Source organism: Shewanella sp. (genome assembly GCF_048265805.1).
Classification (GTDB): Bacteria; Pseudomonadota; Gammaproteobacteria; order Enterobacterales; family Shewanellaceae; genus Shewanella.
Map to the genome: position 1 here is coordinate 68,409 of NZ_JBLXAT010000009.1, position 19,580 is coordinate 87,988.

Sequence of the window (19,580 nt, forward strand, 5' to 3'; positions counted from 1 at the left end):
TTCTGTGTTTATTAGCCCCAAAGTCCCCAATTTAAGATGGAGACTTTGGGACATTTTAAAGAAGGAATTTTAGGAAACGCCGTTTGAAAAACATAACCACAAATACCTAATCTCTGCTACTAACATCAACTTGTAACCCACTAATTTTTAGATTAGAAGCTATGTTTGATTATTGCTTCGCGACATGCTTCGCTCATTACTTTGGCAAATTTGCAGGGTAATGCATTTCCAATGATTTGGCAGACGTGATCAACAGAGTCCGATTCAAACTTGAACGAATCTGGGAATGTCTGCAGTCGTGCAGCTTCTCTAACAGATATTGTCCTAAGTTCTGAAGGATGCCCAAATCTGCCTTTACTTAGAACTGTGCAGCCTCCTGTTATTGTTGGTGATACACTTTCATAACTCATTCTGCCATAGACATTTGAAAAGCCTTTATTATTTCCCTTATGACAATCAGGTCTAAGATGCTCTGGTATATCGAACCTAGGAGCTCCCGGTCTTAAGTGCTTCAATCTTTCAATGTTAATTGGTGCGAGATTTCTAATAACATTCCAATTGAAATTGCGACCACCTCCATTAGAGTTTGCTTCTGAAAGCAATACTGGTGGTTCAAGATTTTCAAATGCAGCTCTAACCGTAACCCAAGACAAAGTGCCGTCTCGTCCATCTCTAGAATGAGTCGGTTTAGGTATTTTAATTTCAAAGCCAAGACCTGCTAAAAGTACAAAGCGTTTCCTGTCTTGTGGAACACCATAATCAGCGACCTGTAAAACATCAAAGTTGGCCTTGTAGCCTAGTTTTTCGATGTTGCTCAAAAAGCTTTTTAGAAATGGGGCACCTCTTTTCATTAGACCAGAAACATTTTCTATCATGATAGCTTTGGGCATAGTCTCTTCAACCAGCCGAGCAACTTCTCCTATGAGACTATTTCTAGAGTCATCACGTTTATATTTTCTAGTTAAAGAAGAAAAACCTTGGCAAGGTGGGCACCCAGCTAAAAGATCAAGTTCACCTTTTTTTATTCCAGCTCTTTTTAATATTTCTTTACCTGATACAAATCTAATATCATTTTCAAAAATCACAGCATTTTCATGGTTTGCTTTAAAGGTTTGAGCTGCATAGTGATTATTTTCTACTGCAGAAACAATATTGAAACCAGCCTGTTTCATTCCTTCCGATAATCCGCCTCCACCGGCAAACAGGTCTATAGAACTAAGCTCCAAAATCGCCCCCTGTTTTTGAATTTATTCTATTAAAAAACTCTGCAAGAGTAGAGTTTGATTCAGCTAGTTTCTTCAATAAGTCAATAGATTCTTTACCACCCAATTCAATAGCTCGTCTAATTCTAAAATCATCAACATACTCTGTAGCAATTCCATTGATCATAGATGCTAAAAGTTCCACATAATCTCTGCGAGAGTGTAGGCATACTTCTTGCCAAGAGACTACTTCAATTTTGCTATTGTGATTTTTATTTCTCCATTCATTTGGATTTTTCCCAACTAAATAACCGTAAACATCTGCGCCTTGATAATGGTCTTCAAACCATCCCATATATGTTAATAACTGGTTGTAGTGTTTTCTTTCTAAATCAATAAGAGGACTCTTTAGTTCTATCAGAATTATAGTCTTAGAATTAGAATCAGCAAATACGGTAAAATCTGGACGGGTACCGGAATCTGGCTGTTCTTTTACACTTTTTTCAATAAAACCATGTGCTTCCAATGTTCCATCTAATGCTGCTTTCTTGACAATTTCTTTCATTGTCGTATTAGCGTAAACTTTGCCTTTATCAGAGCCTAATATCCAAGGAAACTCTTCTAAAAGCGCTTGTAGCTGAGGCTCTGTCCCGATTTTGCTTAACCTTTCAAGCTTAGTCAAAGCATAAATTCTTTGGGATACCATAACAGAAAGAGACATGGCTTCTGGAACAAGATGCTCATGAATTTTGTCAAGGACAACTATGAATTCATTTTCATTTTCAATTGAGTCAACTCTACTCCATAGTGATTTAATAATTGCTTGGCTTGGTTCATGAGTCCAAGCAGAAGCTAGTTTGTTAATGACTTCCATTTGAAGATCTGCATCTTTCTGAACTTTATTACTCATAGAGCAAACTATGTCAGTGATAGCTTGTTGCTCAACATCTGTAATTTTTAAATTACCTTGTAGACTTTTTACTTTTGTCTGTACAAGTTCTTTATTATCCTCTTTTCTATCTTTTAGATACTGTCTTATCCACTTAGCAATTTCTGATTGTCCCCAATCGTACAAATCCTTCGTATCGTTATGTTCCCAGTTAATGCTTGTCCTGTCCGTGGAAACGACATCCTCTTCAAACTCGTCTAACCAGTCCGCTTCAACGACCCCGTACATATAACGTGCCCAAATCTCATTGCCTTTCAGACCAAACACAAATGGTCTGTCTTGCGCAATTTTCCCATGAGTATATACACCAACCCCGGCTTGATCTTGTGGCCAATCAGCTTTTTCAACAAAACCTACCCAATATTTAACCTCTCTATCTTTGCCATTGATTTTTACTGTTTCAGTTTTGTAATCTTTTTCAGGATATCTTTTATGGAAAGTAGGTAACGCTTCTTTTTCGGTTACAACTTTATTATTTATTCTTACAGAAAAATCATCTCTCAATAAGGTTATGGTGAACCGCTGTCCTATTGATTCCTTGAGTGAAGTCTCTGAAATTTGTTTTTTAAGTGATAGGTTAGATAAAATTATTAACGTTCCATGTTCTTTAATTCTGCTTAAAAATTTATTAACAGTTTCACTGTGTTCTTTATGTATTGGGATTTCGGACCGCTTTACTCCGTAACAGATAATATTTGGCTCATACTCCATAGATTCAGGTTCTATGATATTATCTGTTTCTGCAAGCATCCCTGATAGATCAAGTTCTATCCAATAGAACAAGCCGGTCAATTCACTTACTGTTAGAAGAGACAGCTTTCTAGCGATACCAAAAGGTGCGAGCTTACCTATGCCCTTTCGACCCATAATGTAGCGTTGCTTCGTTGTTCTTAAATCAAGAGTCTGTCCTGCTCTTTTTCTCTTTCCTATGACAAGATATTTTTCTCTTAACTCTTCTTCTGTCATTCCTACGCCATCATCCATTATGGCAATATTATTAGCTTCATTTAATTCTATCCATACATTTTCAGAATCTGCATCCCAAGCATTGGATATCAACTCGGCGATAACATTCGTTGGTTTATTTTGATAAAGCTTTAACCCCAAATGTTCAATAATGTTATGGCTATATCTTAATACAAGTTTTTTTTCTTCGGCTTCCGAGCTCATTTTTATTCCTTATTATTTTTCGTCTGGTTCATTATTGATTTTCCACCAAATTTTCCAATTTCAGCACTGCCTCTAACTTTACGAGTTTGAATATCTAAATTTGAAAGAATGTCTATAAAATTGATTTTTTTTTCAGCCATAGTTCCAAGCAAAGCAGCAATAATTCCAAGTTCGTTAGGAATTCTGCCATTTCTAGAGTTATTAGTTATTGAATTTGGGTGTTTTTTCATTAGAAATGCAAAATCTTTGGCTGATAATCCAGCTTTTCCAAGGTGTTGAGTAAACTCTTTATAATTCATTGAGTTAGTTCCATTTTTTGCTGGGTTTTAGTCAATGGCTTTTGATAAAGACACATTAAAATATTTGTATTTTTGCATTTTCATCGTACTTAGTATAGAAATTTTGCAGCGTTGTTCCCTACAGTGGGCCACAGGGGGAAAGCTGTAGAGCTGGCTGTCGATATCCTCAGGCCTTACCACTTATAAAATTCAGGATCCTTCATTAATTTCAGTCAAATCGTAAATTGTTGTCTTTATAGTTATATTTGTGATAAAAAATCACATGTAACATTATGTTTTTTATGGTAATTGATAGGTGATTGATGGACAAGATCTTAGTGAATTTTTCCGATGCTTCGTGGTGGTTTACAGGCCTTTTCTTTGTCGGATTATTGAAGTTGATAGCGATTCTCAAACCGGTAGTAGCAAGGGTGGCTAAAAATTTTTTACGGGCAAGAAAGTATAAGGAAAAAGTTTATCTGTATAAAAATCGGCACAACATTGCTGCAATAAATTATCAATCGGCTAAGTCACATGCGGCTTTTGTCATGTTTTTACTAACGTGCAGCTTGTATTTGGTTTGGTTCTCCGTTGGGTCTTTGTATGAAATTATTAAAGTTAATGATGGCATGGCTGCTATTTGTATCGCGCCGCTAGTGTTAGTCGAACTGATCTGGATTTTTCAAGATTCTACAGCTCGGTCGCTAGTTACTGAATACGGAAAGGTTCGCGTAAAAAACCGTTAAAGCGCCACTCTTATATTAGATAAAGGAGCTGTGTTTCGCTTTATATTGTAGGGGGAAGCCACCTTGGTCTTATGCTTTGGTAGACATCATCAGATGCACGTACCGTGTTCCTATACACTCTGGACTAGCTTACTGTTCAGGCTTTAGCTAACGCCCTGATGGTGTTTGCTTGTTTTATGCATGTTTCCTCAATAGCATGCTTAACAACATGCTTGTGATCTCCGTTCAATGGGCATGCTTTGACAACATCATTAACACTGCGGCGAAACAGCTTAAAACTAGGCTTTGTAGTTGTTGCAGACATCGTCATTCTCCTTTATATCGCTTCAAGCCTATAATTGGTTGAAGCCATATAGTCCTAACACCGCTCTAAAACGCTAACCACTTTACCGTGGATGTGGGTGGCCTCGCTGTTAACTTCGTAACGTTCGCCGTTATCAAGTAGGTATACTTTGCCATCTGGTAGCAGCTTCATTGCCCCAATTTTGTAAACATCATTTATCTGATACAGATAGGTGCCTTCCGTTACCGTCTTCTCAGCACTTGATACGAACAGCAGCTTGTTAGCGTGTTGCAGCACTAACGCTTTGTGATCTGGGCTGAGCCCAAAGGCCTGTGCGGCCTCTTGGTTAAATTGATAGTTGGCATGTGACACCAGTTGGCCGTTTTCAATGTGAAAAACGCCAAGGTTTGTCTGCGGCTGATGTTCAACCTTGTAACCCGCTTCTTCGATTGCTGGCGACTCTGAGTCATTGGAGAACTCGCTACCTTTGCCAAAACATAAATATTCAAGAGCTACTTTTTTTTCCAGATGGATTCTTACCAGCAACTCATAAGGGACAGTATTTCTTGTAGTCCACGTTGAGAAAGTGCCGATTGTTATTCCCAATAATTCGCCAAGCTCTATACGTGTTTTAACTTTAAATAAATGGATTAATCGCTCAATCAATACTCTTCCACCATCAGCTTCTAATGGCTGCTTGAGAGCTCCCCAGTTTGAACTGTTTTCGTCAAATGAATGTGAGTATTGCTTACCTTTTGGCGCTGTTCCAAAACAGAGGTAATTCATCGGAATTCGAGTGACCAGATGAATGCGTATTAGAAGCTCAAATGGAGTACTTCCTCGTGTCATCCATGTGGACAATGTACCGGGAGTTACTCCAATTATGTCGCTTAGTTCGCCTCTACTTCCTACGTTAAACAAGCGCATTAGCCTTGAAATGAGTGTTTTGCCACCGTCACATTCAACAGGTGTTTTCAGCCCCATAGAATTATCTGCAATTTTTTTATTGAAATAATCATTCATATGATCAACAATCCATTCGTCTGATAAACAAGCGCAGCGATCCGCCAAGATACAAACGCGCTAACATCTGAGGATATCACAAATGAATACAATCCAGTTGCAACTATCCACCCCCTACGTGACGTATGAAGAATACGCCCGTATCTCAGGCCTGCCGTACAACACCGTAAAACGTATGGTCGCTGATGGCCGCATTCCACTCCGCCCTAAAGCCAACCGCAAAGAAAAACCGATGATCAACTTGGTTGCTTTGCATCAAGAAGCTACCGAGTTCGCTGGTGCGGCATTCAGTGCCAGCGTTTCTGACCAACCAGCAGCGTAAGCCTGCGTACAAGCATCAAGCAAAAAGGAAATTGCTGCCATGTATACAAACACCATTGATATACAAAAAGGCTTAGGCCAACCACATGTACTAGGGGCTATGCGCCGCTTTGCGGAACAGCAAAACCTGTCTGAAGTGGCCGACCGAGCAGGGATGAAGTCAGCGCAAATACTGCGCAATAAATTGTTACCAAATCAGCCGCATCAAATGACTATCCACGAATTGGTGAGCGTCAGCCGCGCTAGCGGTAACCGTTGTTTAGTAGATGGGATATTGATGGAGCTGCAATGTGCACCATCGGTTGCGCTACAGCAGTTGACCGATGCAAACAAAACATCACTCACCGACCGCGCCCTAGAAATTACAGCCAACACAGGGCAACTGAGTTCAATCGCTCTCGATGCTAAAGCGCGTTGCGGCGTCACAGAACGTATGCGCCATGAAGCGGTGCAACGTGCCAGTAGCGCTATGAGCGAGCTAGCCGTGTTTTGTTATGAAATCGAAAAGCATTGCCTTTCTTCAATGTTATCTATCGCTACCAGTTCCTTGCCATCTGAGCAGCAACAATCCGTGTTGTCGTAGGGAGAAGTCATGAATACCGCGTTTTTATTAGCAGCTCGTTTTGAGTCACCCACTGTAGAACTTCGGCAAATTTGCCATGAGTTTTTTGGGATTAACGCGAAGACCGCAGAGCAACACGCCAAGGCGCAAAAGCTGCCAGTAACTACGTTCAAACTTCGCGATTCTGAGAAGTCACCCACCATGGTGAAAATTGAAGATTTAGCCGCATTCATTGATGCCCGTCATGCCCAAGCGAAGCGTGATTGGGATGCCATTCAACAAGCGAGGGGATAAACCATGCATTCAGTTCAAACACGTGATGGTGCCATAGATATTGGTGGCCGTAGTAATGGGGCAATGGCAATTGCTGCTATGCGCAAGATGTTGGGTAAAAGCAGCTTAGCTAGCATCTACGATGCGCTGACAGAACAGCAGCGTGCCACCGTACTTTATGCAGCACGTATTCGCCCAAGTTCTGCCATCAACACACCACTCATGGCAATGAGTATGGACGACCGCGAAGCGATTCGTGTTGCCATTATTGCACTGACTGACATGTCCAAAGCGTTTCTAAGCGTGCCGTGTGGTAGGGACCAAATCATTAGCCAACGGCCATCTAACACGCTGCTACATCCAAAAAATACAACTTCAGCAAATGAGCAGACGCTTGCGGATAAACAGTTGCTAGTCATCAACAAGTTAACGAAGGAATTAGCAGAGGAAATAAACCAAAGAAAAACAGCTTAGAGCGGTAAATCCAATAGCGCCAACTATTGGACTTACCTTACCGACACGGACATAAAGTAGGAGTTACTTAAAAAATGTCGATCACACAAAGCTTAACACCGGCAGAAGTTATTGCCAACGAAGCTAACCTGATTATCAACGGGTTAGGCGCTACAAGTTCAAGTATTGATATGGCTGAATCAGCTTTAGAGTCACTACAAGCGGTGGCTGAACAGCTCGCGCCCGACATTGCCCGCCAACTCAAACTGCGACTGGTGGCACTGCGCAATCGCATTCATGTTTTACAAGTGAGGTCGGCGTAATGGCACTAGACATGGATAAAGTTGAACACCAACGCTTGCGCAAGATGTTAGCCGATATGCTGGCTTTGCACGCTAATAGAGTTGAGACACAAGGCGTTGCCTCGGCTACGTTGTTCACACAAATGGCTCTCGGCATGACACGCTTTTGCGATGAAGTCCTAGTTGATGTGGGCGCTGCTAACGTATGCCGTGAAACTTATGAAGCGATGCAGCAACTTGAGCGGGCCAAAGTCATAAGTGCCGCCCCGCGCTTTCTTGGTTTTAATACGGAGAGAGCGCAAGCATGAGTCATCACGCTGAAACCCTGCAACGGCTGCATTTGCGGCCGTCCTTCAATTCCGTCATCAGCCTTGAGGCAGTATTTGCCGATCAAACTCGGCCACAACGTAAACCCTCTCCGGATGCTATCAAGCTTGGAAAACGGCTCCGTGCCATTGATGAACATCACCAACGCCGTGCGCTTGCGCGTGAGCTAGGGATGACATTTGCCGAGCTAACGGAGGCAGGGTTATGACGCAATACGCCATTGATCTGCTGGCCTATGTTGTTTGCCATTTAAGTGTGCCAAGCCGTGTGCGCGCCGAGCGCGAGATAGCCGCGGAGGCATACTTAGACCATGCCATAGGCAGCGACTGGCGCAGCAGAATTACAGCCCCAGCAGTAGGGGAGTGCATTATCACTGAGGTAAAAGGTGATTAATGGACTTAGCCAGTTTTGAAAGACAAGCCGGGGCAAACACCTCGGCTATTTTCGTTACGGTTAAACAGCGTAATGATCGAGCGTGGGCGTTAAAAACGTTGGAGTTTTTGCCGCACGATATCGGCCTGCCCCTGTTTATTGACTACCTTGGCCGCTACAAACGTGGCGATCATGGCGAACGAAATGCCAATATTTGGTTGCGCACGCGCTGTGAATCTATTGAGAAAATCGCTAAACGCTTTCCTATCCCTATGTGGCATTTGCGTACAGAAACCAGCCGTGCAGATATCGCTAAAGAGTGGGCCGACCGCTGTCAAAAGTTGCTACTTGAAACGACAGATTATGGTCACAAACAAAAGATGGACGCCAAAGAGCTGCTTGAAATTGTCAGGCAACCGGCTGACCAATGGGGTATTTGCCCCGCACTGCCATCTTTTAAAGACTATGCCTTGCGCAAAGCCCAAGGCGAGTTTGATGAAGACCCCAGCTTCTACACCATGGTTATTGCGGCAATCAGCCGGCTCACTGATGAAAAATGGTGGACGCGTCAGCTAGAGCGCCAATTCCAACGCTATGAAGAACACACCGCCATTGTGGTGGGCAAGGTCCGCGCTGGCGTGTCGCCTTACGTCAGCAACAAAGCACTGAAACACCATAAAGCCAAAAAGGCGGCAGCTCAGGCTTGGCTAGATGGTAACTATGTTATTAATCGCGAACACGATTTAGAGCTACTGCTAGCGGATGCCGTAGCCGCCAGCGTGGCAAATCCGGTTAACCGCCGCAATGAACTGATGGTACGCATGCGCGGCTTTGAGGAATATGCAAAAGATAACGACTATCAGGGTGTGTTTTTTACGTGGACGGCACCAAGCCGTTTTCATAGCTACCGAAAAAGTAAAAAGGGAACCAACCACGCGAACCGTAAATACACCGGCGCAAGCCCACGTGTTACCCAAAAATATTTGTGCTTACAGTGGGCGCGCTGCCGCGCAGCTTTAGCGCGTGATGAAATCGAGTTCTTTGGCTTCCGCGTTGTAGAGCCTCACCACGATGGCACGCCACACTGGCACCTACTGCTGTTTGTTAAACCAGATCAGCAAGCTAGTTTAATTAGCATCATGCAGCACTACGCCACCATCGTAGATAAAGACGAGCTAATGCGTGGCAACCACTTTGATCCCACACCACGATTTGAAGCTAAGAACATCGACAAAGAACGTGGCAGTGCCACTGGCTACATTGCCAAATACATCGCTAAAAACATCGATGGTGTCTATGTCGCTGACGACTACGAGGCAGAAAGCTCAGGCACTCATGGCGCTGAAGGCGTGGCCGCATGGGCGAGCTTATGGGGCATTCGTCAGTTTCAACAAATCGGTGGCCCATCGGTAACCGCTTGGCGCGAATTGCGCCGTATTCGTGAACCACTCGACTGTGAGGACATTTTAGAAACTGTGCGGCGTACCGCTGATAACGGCGATTGGCAACGCTTTATCGAAACCATGGGCGGTGCCTGCTTACCACGCAAAGACCGCCCCGTGCAGTTGATGAAAGCCATTGCTGAGACTACCAACCAGCACGGTGAAGATATTGTCCGTATTTGTGGGGTGATGTCAGCCAAAGCCAGTGCTACTACTCACCTTGATGGCTGGGAAATATCAAAACATGGGCTTGCCGAGTCTACCGGCAACACCGCTTTTGCTGTTGATTTTCAGAGCGGCGACAGCCGCGAGGCTTGGAGTTCTGACAATAACTGTACGCGAGGATCAAAACCAACCAAAGAAGATCGCCGTTTGATCTCCGAACTCAAAAAACTAGGTATTGAACCGAGTGATCTGGCGCTACTGCGAAAAGGGGCTGTTATTCATTCGTCAGGCTCTTTAGTCCGTCTAAGAAAAAGCGCCACCAATGGTGCTGCAATGCTTATTGTCAGTCGTGCCAACGATACCGCAAAAGAGAACCGAACAGACTGGCACGACATGGATTCAATCGCCACGCACGACGCCAAGCAGTTGGCCGACACCGAGCGGGCCAACTTACGGGCAGAGGCTTGGCAGCTAATTGAACATGGCGGTGATGTTGAAGACTGGATTAACCAACAGCCAACGGTAAACAGTGCTGAAGTTGCACTTCAGCAACTGCAAGATGTGCTGGATTTAGAGCGTATCGAAACCGCCATGAACGAAAAGACCGCACGTAAAGCCGCTGAGGTCAAATTCTGGAGTGAATACGATGCCGATTTTTAACAAGAATAGCGCCGCAGACCGCGCCAAGCTCGACGCTGTCTTTGCGGAAACAACGAAGAACCTTGAGCGTTATCAGCGCTGTAAAAAGCTGTTAGATGCTCATCGGCCGCGTCAGCAAATCATCGCCTGGTTAAACGGCCTCAACCCCTCAGAGCGGGAACGTTGCCGCGTAATACTCAACAACATTAAAAATCAACGCCGCGCCAAAGCGGAACAGGGGGAATGATGGCTGTATTAGCTAAAAACTCACAGTTAAGCCTTTTGGAGAACGATCAATGGCAGCCTATTACAACGAAATCGACCCTTTCGCAGCAGAATGGCTGCGACAACTCATTAAACATGGTCACATCGCAGATGGCATCGTTGACACCAGAAGCATTGAAGATGTGCGGGCAGATGAAATTAAAGAATTCACCCAGTGCCACTTCTTTGCTGGTATTGGTGCCTGGTCTTACGCTCTGCGTCAATCAGGATGGGACGATTCGCGACCAATTTGGACGGGTTCATGCCCATGCCAGCCTTTCAGCTCGGCAGGCAAAGGCGCTGGATTTGATGACGAGCGGCACTTATGGCCTAGTTTCTATTGGCTCATCAAGCAGTGTCGCCCTCGAGCAGTCTTTGGTGAGCAGGTTGCAAGCAAAGACGCAGAGCGTTGGCTCGACCTTGTACAAGCTGACATGGAAGCCTTGGATTATGCCTTCGGGGCTATCGCGTTCCCGTCTGCGTGCATCGGTGCGCCGCACATCAGAGACAGAACGTACTGGGTGGCCGACTCCGAACGCCAGCAACGTCAAGAATGCGTATCAGGATGCGGAGAAAGTGATAGCAAGAAAGGACGCGGGACGACAGAGCAACCTACAAGACTTTGCAGCGTTGGCGGGATGGGTAACACCGAACGCACGGGACTGGAAAGACTCAGCTGGGGACATCAAAGCAAGGGCAGACGGCAAACATCGATTCGACCAAGTGAGCCGACAAGCGCCGTTAGCCGGATGGCCGACACCTCAAGCGATAGACTCTGCGAACGGAGTGAGAGCGCCACGATTGAAGAAAGATGGCAAGCGAGACCCTCTATCGGACGGGAGCTACCGCAGCGATTTAAAGGATATCCCGTACCTGATAAATTCAGCGCCACCGTATATGGATCTGATGGAGCCAATGGCTTGCCGACTAACGGCTTCTGGCGAGATGTTGACTGGCTGCTCTGCCGTGATGCCAAGTGGCGGCCAGTTAGACCCGGCACATTCCCGTTGGCTAATGGCGCTACCAACAGAGTGGGACGATTGCGCGGCTATGGTAACGCTATCAACGCAGAAGCGGCTAAAGCGTTCATAACATCATTTATGGAGTGTAAATAATATGCCAACACTACTGCGCGGCCTGGAACAAGAGGCCACTATCCTCGATTTAATCAGCCTGACCGATATTACCAGTGAGCGCATTATTGATGGGCTAGTCGATTTTTATGTACGAGGCCACAACCTGACCACCGCTGCTGCACTTAACGGCGAAACCAAAGGTAACTTAAGCACGGCTAAATCGACGTTAGATGCCAAAGCTGAAACAGTTTGGCGGATAACAGAGCGGGAAAACACACGTAAAGGTTATGGGTTTGCTCAGAACTGCTGATGCAATTTAGCTAAGTTAGTTGCGTATAACACACTTTTTATATCTCGCAACTGTTCGGCCGAAACCTACTTAATCGACATGCTAATAGCTCAAATTAGCTCGTTTCAGCCGAACGATCATGGCGCTTGCTTTCCATGTTTCAATTATTGCCAGCGCAATTTGAACAGCATTTTTCTTTTCAAAAAGTGAAAAGTTGCGCGACTAGATTTATGTGGATAATAGGTTAAGCCATATGGCAAATGAACAAATAAGGAGTTGTACTTATGTGTAGATGCTTGAAGCTGCAGCAGATCGGTTTGCTGGCAGAGTTAGTGGCTTCTGTGACTGTTTCTGAGAGTGATAAAAGTGCTTTAAACGCACTGATTGCCGAAATATCGGATAAGCCATGTGCAGAATTTTCATTGAAAACTTTCAATGGCGTACAAGTAATATCACAACAATAGGTCCTTAATAGCTTTTAGGTGATAGGCAATCTTTTGTTGCTCATGAGCAGACAGCGTTAGTGGCGCTGCCTGCTCATAATCGAGTAACTCAGCCACTGGCACTTTTAGCGCATCAGCAATCGCCATCACGACAGACAACCGCATATCAAAGCCTTTCTCGATTTTCCCCATCGTTCGTTCACCAACCCCGACCAGCGTTGCAAGTTGCAACTGAGTCATTTTAAGCCGCCTTCTGTGGTGGCTGATCCGTTGCCCAATTAGCGCAAACCTGATCGTCATACTGCTCAAACTCCTGTGACGGGTGATTTTGAGCCGCAGGATTTTACCGAAATTATGGACGGTACCCGCAACTTTTTGCGGTTTGCTTGATAAAAATCGCAGTAGTATCAGTGGCTAACAGATAGTTGTCATCTAATGGAGTTGTATAGATGTATATGTTGATAAATCAGTTGGATATTGTGATCAATGCAATAGAAGTGGCTCACACGGAGGAAGAGAAAGATACCGCTATCAGTCTTATAGCGCTGATTGTTGAGTATCATAAGTCTGCTATTCGGAGGACCAAAGCCGCAAAGCAATTATTAATTTAGAGTTATTGGGGTTATAAATGTTTGACGGTGTCGTCAATTGGGGTTATTATAACCCTACATTGAACAGGTAGGAGGTTTAGTGAAAAGTGCAGACCTGATTAAGCTTTTGGAGTCCAACGGATGGGAGCTTGTCAGCGTAAGAGGAAGCCATCATAAATTTAGGCATCCAGATTACGAAGATCCCGTTGTGGTTCCTCACCCAAAGAAAGATTTAGGTAAGGGACTGGTTCAAAAGTTAAAACGGCAGGCGGGGCTATAAGCCCCACCTTACTTAGCACTAAACTCGTAATAAATGGTGGAGTAAAACTATGTTATATCCCATTGCAATTGAGATCGGTGATACAGCAACGGCCTATGGTGTTGCTTTCCCTGATTTGGCGGGGTGTTTCTCTGCTGGTGATACGCTTGAAGAAGCATTAAGCAATGCGAAAGAAGCGGCAGAGCTATATCTGGAAGATTTGGCTGAGCGTGGTAAATTGCCACCGCAGGCGGGTGATTTAGCTACGTGGCAAAAAGATCCAGAATATCAAGGCTGGGCGTGGGCGATTGTCGATGTGGACATTGAGCCATATATGGGAAAGGCTGCGAAAATCAACGTGACGCTACCCACGTTAGTGACAAAGCGCATTGATGATATCGTCCAACAAATGCCAGAGTATAAAAGCCGCAGTAACTTTTTACAGATAGCAGCAATGCGCGAATTAGCACGTAGTAAAGAGCAAAGTGAAAACGTTGCTTAAGCTGAGGCCGTAGCTGTTCTATTGCCATACAGCCGTTGGGCGCAGTGGCTCATTGGTAGTGTTACTTTGCCCGGTGTTTTGATGGCGGGTGGCACTACCATTCGCTGTACTTCTTCGACTGCCACAAACGACATGCCACAAGGTTTATCACCTTCAATATTGCCGCAAACATATAGCCGTTCGCGGGTGCAATCACTCATTTGTTTAGTTCGGCGAAGATATGCGCGGCCGCCACAGTTAGGGCAATACATGCCATTTCCGTTACCTTTACTCATGTTGCTACATCCTCGCTAATATGCACATTGTTGCTTGGTGCGACAATTGACTAATTTAATTAACTATTGTACCAAAAAATACTCATATGAATTATTTTTATAATCATTTTGAGTGATACTGATATCATTTGAAAATTATTGTTTGACCTCAAACTCCAACTGGCTGGTGTAGCCCGAGTCTCTGATCTCATGCCGCACGTTGACCAGTAGCCACGCGAGCTGGTCAATTTCCGTTTTAAAGCCTGATACGGTGACGGGGCATTCAGGAAACAACGCTGGGTTACCTTGTGCCAATGTGAGCTGCAGTTTAGCTTTGCCGCGTTGCAACCGTTGCCATTCGGCTTTGGCGGCGCGCTGGGCGTTCTCTTTGCTGGCGTAGGTGTGCCGCAGGATTTTTACGTTGTCATCATCGCCAAGCAATACCTGCTTATCTTCCTTTTGCTTACCGTCACTGCTTACGCTGGTGCGCTTGGCGCTCTTGTTGTCTTGCCAGTAGGCGATAACGCCTGAATAGCTTTCGCGGTCAGCCACGTTAAAGCTGTGGCGGTCACCACTGCTGCGGGTGATGGTGGTGGCAGGCAAGGCTTTACCTGTCGCGCTCAGTGCTTGGCCGGCTAACATAAATAGCAGGTTGTCAGCTTTCACGGTGGCGATAGCATCAAACTGTTGCGCCATGCGGGTTAAGAAACTGGCGTCTGATTCGTTGGCTTGGTCGAGGTGGTCAATTAGTTGGCCAGCGAGGGTGTCACTCAGTTTGGCTGTGAGCTGATGCCGGCTAGCAATGATGTTCACAATCTCTTGCAACGTTTGGCCGTGCCAACTTTGTTCGCGCAGCTTTTGCAAACTGCCACGCAGGTTGACAGATTTGCCACGAATGGTTAGCACATCCGGTGGGCCGCTGTGGCTCACTTCGTCAATGATATAGCTGCCTTTGTCGACCAGTGGCGCGTTTTTCCAACCCAGTTTAACGGACATGGCCGCGCCTTTGCGGGGTAGGTTGAGTTGCCCGTCGCTGTCATCAAGCTGCAGCTCAAGCGAATCGGATTCAAAGCCGCGTTTATCATCTAGGCTAAGGCTAATTAGCCGTGGCTTAATCTTACTGCTGATATCATTGCCATCTACGGTGATGCGGTAATCTGGCTGCATTTATAGGTTCCTCAAACTGCCAAGCAACTTAGCAGTGCTATTGAGTCGTAGCAGTTCGGGCAGATCGGTATCATCCACCCGTTTTAACTCCACGCTAAATTCGATTTTTCGGGCGCTACCGTCTTGAAAAAACTCACTGCGGCTGCGAGATATCCGCTCAATCACGTAATGGCCGTACACCTTGCCGCTGCCATCAATCAGCGGGTAGGGCGCGCCTTGGTCGGCCATGGTAATGAGTTGCTCTAGCGAACTATCGCCGCCGGTGACTTCTGGCATTAACACGCCAGAGAGGTGAAAGGTTTCATCACCCACACCCACAAACTGGCTTGATGGGCGGGCGTTAACCCGCGCATTGGTGGGATGGCGCCATACCATGGATTGCTCGGTTTTCTGGTAGGGCGCGGTGGTGCGGCTAAACACAAAGTAGCCAAGAGTCATCATCATGCGGTGTTACTCCAAATCCATTAGGCTGGTGCGCAGTTGCGCCTGTTGCTGTTGTTCACGGCGATCAAGTTCTTGCCGCAGCATTGCTAATATGTCGCGGTTATCCATGCCCGGTTGCGTTTGAATGGTGATCGGCGCATTGATGCCAGCATCGATGTACACCGGCGCCTTGTTGTCGCGGCCAGTGGTGGCGCCGCGTGCTTTAACCATGGTCAGTGGTGCCGTGGTTGGCGTGTTGGCACTGGTTAGCTCGGTATCATTGGCGGTCGCGACCATTGGCGCGCTGGCAATGCCAAGCGATAACGTGGTGGCTTTAAGCGTTTTACTGAGATTTGCTACCGACTGCAGCGGTGCATTTGCGGAGCGGTCGAGCCCCACCGATAAGCCCTGCATGGTGTAGTCGCCCAGCTCGGCAAATACGCGGCTAGGGGAGTGAATACCCAGCAAGTTTTTCACCCAATCGACTGAGCCATTCACGGTGTCACCTAATGAGTTTTTAAGGGCGCCGAACTTGCTTTTAATGCCGGTAATTAACCCATCAATGATATGGCTGCCCAGTTCAGTGAAGCGCTCGGGCAGGTTGGCTAAGAAACTGGTGATTTCATCAAAGTGGCCGACTATCAGCCCCAATGGTGTCCAACTAAAGAGCTGTTTAATCACATCCCATGCGGTGCTGCCAACGGTCTTTATCTGTTCCCAGAACGTAGCAAAGTAGCCCTTGATGCTGTCCCAGTTGTTGATCACCATTCCCAGCGGCGTCCAACCAAAGAGCTGCTTGATAAAGTCCCACGCAGCAGAAAACGCTGGCTTAATCATTTCCCAAAATTGCAGTAGGTATTGTTTAACGGTGTCCCAGTGAGTGATCAGCAGATAGCCCGCTGCAATCAGTGCGGTAATGCCCAGCACAATCCAGCCCATTGGCGTAGTCAGTAGAGCAATGGATAAGGTACGGATCCCCATGACCAGCCCTTTGAGCAAACTGCCCATACTGGTCGCAGCGGTACCGAATAGCCCCAAGCCTTTGCTAAGCATCGGCATTGATTGAATACCCAAAACACTGGCACTCAGGCGCAGCATGGCAAACGGGCCAAGCAGGCCGCCAATAGTCAAGGTCAGCGCACCGCCAGCCACCGCTAAGGCTGATACGGCGAGCGCGCCTTTCAATAAGGTACTCGCCAAGGCGGGGTTGGCTTTTACCCAACTGCCGACCGCGCGCACTACATCGGTAATGTCTTTAATGAGGCCGCGGATCTCATTGCTATCACCTTCAAACAACTGAATGCGCACATCATCAAAAGCGGATTTGAGCGTATCTAAATCGCCTTGGGCGTTGTCGGTCATCACCTTAGCCATTTGTTTGGCTACGCCTTGGCTTTCGCTGGCGAGCTGCTTGGCATACTTAGCAAAGCCTTGGCTACCGGCTTGGCTAATCAATTCATTCATGCCGCTGGCAGCTTCTTCACCAAACAGGGTTTTATAGATGCTTAGCCGATCTGCAGAGCCCATTTTCTCAGTGGCGTTGGCAACGTCTGTCATCACGCTGATGATGTTGCGCATATCGCCGTTAGCGTCTTTCGTGCTAATGCCTAACTCAGTAAAAATGGCTTGCGCCGCTTTAGTCGGCCCCGCCAAACGGTTGAGCATGGCGCGCAGTGCGGTACCAGAGTTAGACGCCTGAATGCCGATGTTACCGAGTAAGCCCCCAGCGGCGGCTGCTTCTGATAAATCCATGCCGGCCGTTTTGGCGATAGGCCCCATGTATTTCATGGTTTCACTGAGCATCTCTAAATCAACGTTCGAGGTGGTCATGGTCAGCGCCAGCACATCGGCCACTTTGCCCATCTGGTCAGCCGGCATTTTGAATGCTGACAGAATGTTTGAGCTGATATCCGCTGTGCGGGCTAAATCCACATCGCCGGCTTTGGATAAGTCCAACATTGCTGGCATAGCTGCACGAATGCTGTTGGGCGTAAAACCCGCCATCGCAAGGAACGCTTGGCCGCGCGATACATCGGTGGCGGTAAAGCTGGTATCAGCGCCGAGTTGCCGCGCTTGGTCGCGCAAGGCTTTAAGTTGTGGGCTGTTGGCATCTAAGCGGGTGAGCGCTTGCACCTTGGATTGGGCGGTTTGGTATTCCATACCGGGGGCCAACAAACTGGCACCGGCATAAAGCCCCGCTGCACCAGTGGCTAAGGCGGTGGCGCCTTTGCCTTTGAGTTCGCCGGCAAGGGCTTTGCTGTTGCTAAAACGTTGGCGGGCGGCGCTGAGCTTTTTCTGTTGTGCGGAAACTTGCGCTAAGCGGTCTTTTTGCTGTTTGAGTTGATCATTGGCGCGTGCCAATGACGCGGTGAGTTCGCGTTGGTGTTGGCTTAAGTGGCGGGTATCAATACCAGCTTCACGCAGGGCAGTGCGCTGCCGTTGCTGCGAGATAGCCAACTGTTGCTGCTGGGTTTTAAGACGCACGGTTTCGCGCTGCGCTGCCGCATAACTGCGGGTGAGCGCTTTGCTGGGTGCGGTGCTGGCGTTCATCTCCTGGGCTAAGCGCGCCATGTTATCGCGCGCCTCTTTAAGCTGGGTAGAGGTCAGCCCCAATTGCCGTGCAGTGTTGCGGTAGCCCTGTACTTGGCGAGTTTGCTGCTCTAGCTGCTTCACGCTAGCGCGGGTTTCTTTTAATGCTTGTTGGGTAGTTACGCCGGCACCGCGCATTTTCTTCAGTGGGGCGGTCACCTTATCCACGGCGGCCAGTATGACTTGCAGTTGCAGCTTATTCATCAGAGTCCTCAGCGCTATTTAAACGGTTCCAGCGGCTAACCGCTAAGGTGTGCCAGTGTTGCAGTTCATCAAGCTCAAAGGCCGCCATTTCGCTTGGCGGCCAGTGAAAGATAATGGCAATGTCGGCCAGCAAATCATCTACGCTTGCGCTGAGGTCGGTTCCCGCATCTGCTTGGGCAGCAAAAAATTTGTCACGGCTCCACCCAATAACAACAAATCTTCGGGCTCAAGTTGGCGCGCTTCATCTTTGGTGATCATCGGGGTACTGATCCGTGGCAATAGCACGGTGAGTGAGTTCACATCCATGTTCAGAATGTCGTTAAGGTTTAAGCCGCGCAGCTCGCCGGCTTTGGGTTTACGCAGGCTGACTTCAGTAATGGTTTTACCATCGCGTTGGATCGGATTGTCGAGGGTGACAGTTTCGGTGCTCATAGGGTTTCCTTAGCAAAAAAGCCCATGCCCAAGGCGGGCATAGGCAAGGGACAATTACAGGCCAATGGCTTTGCGGTGGTCGGCCATGCGGTCGGTACCATCGGGGCCGATTTCAATCATGTTGATCACATCGATTTCGTGCAGCACTTCGCCGTCGAGCACCTCTTTGTAATAGGTGCAGCTCATGCTGGCTTTGGTGGTGCTGTCGTCACCGTTTTTGAAGGTGCCGCGATCAATCTCTTTGAAGCGGCCACGGCACACGATTTCTACGCTAGACACTTCGCCTGAGTCATCACGTTGAAAGGAGCCCGCAAAGCGCAGTGGTACGCCCTCAATCTTGCTGCTGCCTTGGCGTTTGATAATGGCGTCACTGTAGCCGGCAAAGGTGAACTCGATATCGATAGCTGCATCATCCAGCCCCATATCAATGTTGGCGGCACCGGGCATACCGCCACCGCGATAGGCTTCAAACTTGCGGGTAAGCTTGGCGGGGGTAAATTCTTGCGCTTCACCCACCCAGCTTTCGCCATCAATAAACACGTTGAGATGTTTTAACTTACGAGGTAATGCCATGGGTTAGT

General features: G+C 47.0%; 28 protein-coding genes. 15 read left to right on the forward strand and 13 right to left on the reverse strand.

Annotation, left to right across the window (positions count from 1 at the left end):
- Nucleotides 1-152: 152 nt before the first annotated feature.
- Genes ACN0TT_RS08320 through ACN0TT_RS08330 form a run of 3 tightly spaced genes read right to left on the reverse strand, consistent with a single transcriptional unit; the run spans nt 153 to nt 3,620 of the window.
- Entirely contained in the window at nt 153-1,226 is a 1,074-nt protein-coding gene (locus ACN0TT_RS08320) for a DNA cytosine methyltransferase (protein ID WP_417761685.1), read from the reverse strand.
- The gene (locus ACN0TT_RS08325) at nt 1,216-3,321 is read right to left on the reverse strand and encodes an ATP-binding protein (RefSeq protein ID WP_417761686.1); all 2,106 of its coding nucleotides are present in this window, start codon (nt 3,319-3,321) and stop codon (nt 1,216-1,218) included. The genes ACN0TT_RS08320 and ACN0TT_RS08325 overlap by 11 nt, the downstream gene beginning before the upstream one ends.
- A 2-nt stretch (nt 3,322-3,323) precedes the next feature.
- On the reverse strand, nt 3,324-3,620 hold the full coding sequence (locus tag ACN0TT_RS08330; protein ID WP_417761687.1) for a hypothetical protein: 297 nt from the start codon (nt 3,618-3,620) through the stop codon (nt 3,324-3,326).
- 302 nt (nt 3,621-3,922) lie between these two features.
- Here ACN0TT_RS08330 and ACN0TT_RS08335 point away from each other — a divergent pair, with 302 nt between their 5' ends.
- Complete coding sequence (locus tag ACN0TT_RS08335) at nt 3,923-4,345, forward strand: hypothetical protein (protein ID WP_417761688.1); 423 nt, start codon at nt 3,923-3,925, stop codon at nt 4,343-4,345.
- 136 nt (nt 4,346-4,481) lie between these two features.
- Here ACN0TT_RS08335 and ACN0TT_RS08340 read toward each other — a convergent pair whose 3' ends face one another.
- Together ACN0TT_RS08340 and ACN0TT_RS08345 are read right to left on the reverse strand one after the other, a co-directional pair.
- Complete coding sequence (locus ACN0TT_RS08340; protein WP_417761689.1) at nt 4,482-4,649, reverse strand: hypothetical protein; 168 nt, start codon at nt 4,647-4,649, stop codon at nt 4,482-4,484.
- Nucleotides 4,650-4,703: 54 nt separating this feature from the next.
- The gene (locus tag ACN0TT_RS08345; protein ID WP_417761690.1) at nt 4,704-5,651 is read right to left on the reverse strand and encodes a helix-turn-helix domain-containing protein; all 948 of its coding nucleotides are present in this window, start codon (nt 5,649-5,651) and stop codon (nt 4,704-4,706) included.
- Nucleotides 5,652-5,733: 82 nt separating this feature from the next.
- On the opposite strand from ACN0TT_RS08345, the gene ACN0TT_RS08350 reads away from it, so the two are divergent.
- The 12 genes from ACN0TT_RS08350 (at nt 5,734) to ACN0TT_RS08405 (ending at nt 12,157) form a co-directional block, all read left to right on the forward strand.
- The gene (locus ACN0TT_RS08350) at nt 5,734-5,973 is read left to right on the forward strand and encodes a DNA-binding protein (RefSeq protein ID WP_417761691.1); all 240 of its coding nucleotides are present in this window, start codon (nt 5,734-5,736) and stop codon (nt 5,971-5,973) included.
- A gap of 39 nt (nt 5,974-6,012) precedes the next feature.
- Nucleotides 6,013-6,555, forward strand: coding sequence for a phage regulatory CII family protein (locus ACN0TT_RS08355; protein WP_417761692.1), 543 nt, complete (start codon nt 6,013-6,015; stop codon nt 6,553-6,555).
- A gap of 9 nt (nt 6,556-6,564) precedes the next feature.
- On the forward strand, nt 6,565-6,828 hold the full coding sequence (locus tag ACN0TT_RS08360; RefSeq protein ID WP_417761693.1) for a pyocin activator PrtN family protein: 264 nt from the start codon (nt 6,565-6,567) through the stop codon (nt 6,826-6,828).
- A gap of 3 nt (nt 6,829-6,831) precedes the next feature.
- On the forward strand, nt 6,832-7,281 hold the full coding sequence (locus ACN0TT_RS08365) for a hypothetical protein (protein WP_417761694.1): 450 nt from the start codon (nt 6,832-6,834) through the stop codon (nt 7,279-7,281).
- 74 nt (nt 7,282-7,355) lie between these two features.
- Nucleotides 7,356-7,583, forward strand: a complete 228-nt coding sequence (locus ACN0TT_RS08370; protein WP_417761695.1) for a hypothetical protein — start codon at nt 7,356-7,358, stop codon at nt 7,581-7,583.
- The gene (locus tag ACN0TT_RS08375; protein ID WP_417761696.1) at nt 7,583-7,870 is read left to right on the forward strand and encodes a hypothetical protein; all 288 of its coding nucleotides are present in this window, start codon (nt 7,583-7,585) and stop codon (nt 7,868-7,870) included. Before ACN0TT_RS08370 ends, ACN0TT_RS08375 begins: the two co-directional genes overlap by 1 nt.
- Nucleotides 7,867-8,097, forward strand: a complete 231-nt coding sequence (locus tag ACN0TT_RS08380) for a hypothetical protein (RefSeq protein WP_417761697.1) — start codon at nt 7,867-7,869, stop codon at nt 8,095-8,097. The genes ACN0TT_RS08375 and ACN0TT_RS08380 overlap by 4 nt, the downstream gene beginning before the upstream one ends.
- Nucleotides 8,094-8,282, forward strand: coding sequence for a hypothetical protein (locus tag ACN0TT_RS08385; RefSeq protein WP_417761698.1), 189 nt, complete (start codon nt 8,094-8,096; stop codon nt 8,280-8,282). Before ACN0TT_RS08380 ends, ACN0TT_RS08385 begins: the two co-directional genes overlap by 4 nt.
- Nucleotides 8,282-10,528, forward strand: coding sequence for a replication endonuclease (locus ACN0TT_RS08390; RefSeq protein WP_417761699.1), 2,247 nt, complete (start codon nt 8,282-8,284; stop codon nt 10,526-10,528). The genes ACN0TT_RS08385 and ACN0TT_RS08390 overlap by 1 nt, the downstream gene beginning before the upstream one ends.
- Nucleotides 10,515-10,754, forward strand: coding sequence for a hypothetical protein (locus ACN0TT_RS08395; protein WP_417761700.1), 240 nt, complete (start codon nt 10,515-10,517; stop codon nt 10,752-10,754). Before ACN0TT_RS08390 ends, ACN0TT_RS08395 begins: the two co-directional genes overlap by 14 nt.
- 49 nt (nt 10,755-10,803) lie before the next feature.
- The gene (locus ACN0TT_RS08400) at nt 10,804-11,886 is read left to right on the forward strand and encodes a DNA cytosine methyltransferase (protein ID WP_417761701.1); all 1,083 of its coding nucleotides are present in this window, start codon (nt 10,804-10,806) and stop codon (nt 11,884-11,886) included.
- A gap of 1 nt (nt 11,887) precedes the next feature.
- Nucleotides 11,888-12,157, forward strand: coding sequence for a hypothetical protein (locus tag ACN0TT_RS08405; protein ID WP_417761702.1), 270 nt, complete (start codon nt 11,888-11,890; stop codon nt 12,155-12,157).
- A 431-nt stretch (nt 12,158-12,588) separates the two neighbouring features.
- Here the strand turns inward: ACN0TT_RS08405 and ACN0TT_RS08410 are convergent, their stop codons facing one another.
- Nucleotides 12,589-12,879, reverse strand: a complete 291-nt coding sequence (locus ACN0TT_RS08410) for a helix-turn-helix domain-containing protein (RefSeq protein ID WP_417761703.1) — start codon at nt 12,877-12,879, stop codon at nt 12,589-12,591.
- A gap of 390 nt (nt 12,880-13,269) precedes the next feature.
- Between ACN0TT_RS08410 and ACN0TT_RS08415 the strand changes: the two genes are divergently transcribed.
- Together ACN0TT_RS08415 and ACN0TT_RS08420 are read left to right on the forward strand one after the other, a co-directional pair.
- Nucleotides 13,270-13,449, forward strand: a complete 180-nt coding sequence (locus ACN0TT_RS08415) for a type II toxin-antitoxin system HicA family toxin (RefSeq protein WP_417761704.1) — start codon at nt 13,270-13,272, stop codon at nt 13,447-13,449.
- A gap of 49 nt (nt 13,450-13,498) precedes the next feature.
- The gene (locus ACN0TT_RS08420) at nt 13,499-13,930 is read left to right on the forward strand and encodes a type II toxin-antitoxin system HicB family antitoxin (RefSeq protein WP_417761705.1); all 432 of its coding nucleotides are present in this window, start codon (nt 13,499-13,501) and stop codon (nt 13,928-13,930) included.
- Here the strand turns inward: ACN0TT_RS08420 and ACN0TT_RS08425 are convergent.
- From ACN0TT_RS08425 to ACN0TT_RS08455, 7 genes are all read right to left on the reverse strand, one after another.
- Nucleotides 13,927-14,205: an ogr/Delta-like zinc finger family protein gene (locus tag ACN0TT_RS08425; RefSeq protein WP_417761706.1), complete on the reverse strand. Its 279-nt coding sequence runs from the start codon at nt 14,203-14,205 to the stop codon at nt 13,927-13,929. The genes ACN0TT_RS08420 and ACN0TT_RS08425 overlap by 4 nt on opposite strands.
- 135 nt (nt 14,206-14,340) lie before the next feature.
- The gene (locus ACN0TT_RS08430) at nt 14,341-15,351 is read right to left on the reverse strand and encodes a phage late control D family protein (protein WP_417761707.1); all 1,011 of its coding nucleotides are present in this window, start codon (nt 15,349-15,351) and stop codon (nt 14,341-14,343) included.
- Nucleotides 15,352-15,795 carry a phage tail protein gene (locus ACN0TT_RS08435; protein WP_417761708.1) on the reverse strand — a complete coding sequence of 148 codons (444 nt, stop codon included), beginning with the start codon at nt 15,793-15,795 and terminating at the stop codon, nt 15,352-15,354.
- A 6-nt stretch (nt 15,796-15,801) separates the two neighbouring features.
- A complete protein-coding gene (locus tag ACN0TT_RS08440; RefSeq protein ID WP_417761709.1) occupies nt 15,802-18,567 on the reverse strand; it encodes a phage tail tape measure protein in 2,766 nt (921 codons plus the stop codon).
- On the reverse strand, nt 18,560-18,700 hold the full coding sequence (locus ACN0TT_RS08445; RefSeq protein WP_417761710.1) for a GpE family phage tail protein: 141 nt from the start codon (nt 18,698-18,700) through the stop codon (nt 18,560-18,562). Before ACN0TT_RS08445 ends, ACN0TT_RS08440 begins: the two co-directional genes overlap by 8 nt.
- A 5-nt stretch (nt 18,701-18,705) precedes the next feature.
- Entirely contained in the window at nt 18,706-18,999 is a 294-nt protein-coding gene (locus ACN0TT_RS08450) for a phage tail assembly protein (protein WP_417761711.1), read from the reverse strand.
- 54 nt (nt 19,000-19,053) lie between these two features.
- Nucleotides 19,054-19,572, reverse strand: coding sequence for a phage major tail tube protein (locus ACN0TT_RS08455; RefSeq protein ID WP_417761712.1), 519 nt, complete (start codon nt 19,570-19,572; stop codon nt 19,054-19,056).
- Between the last annotated feature and the right edge of the window lie 8 nt (nt 19,573-19,580).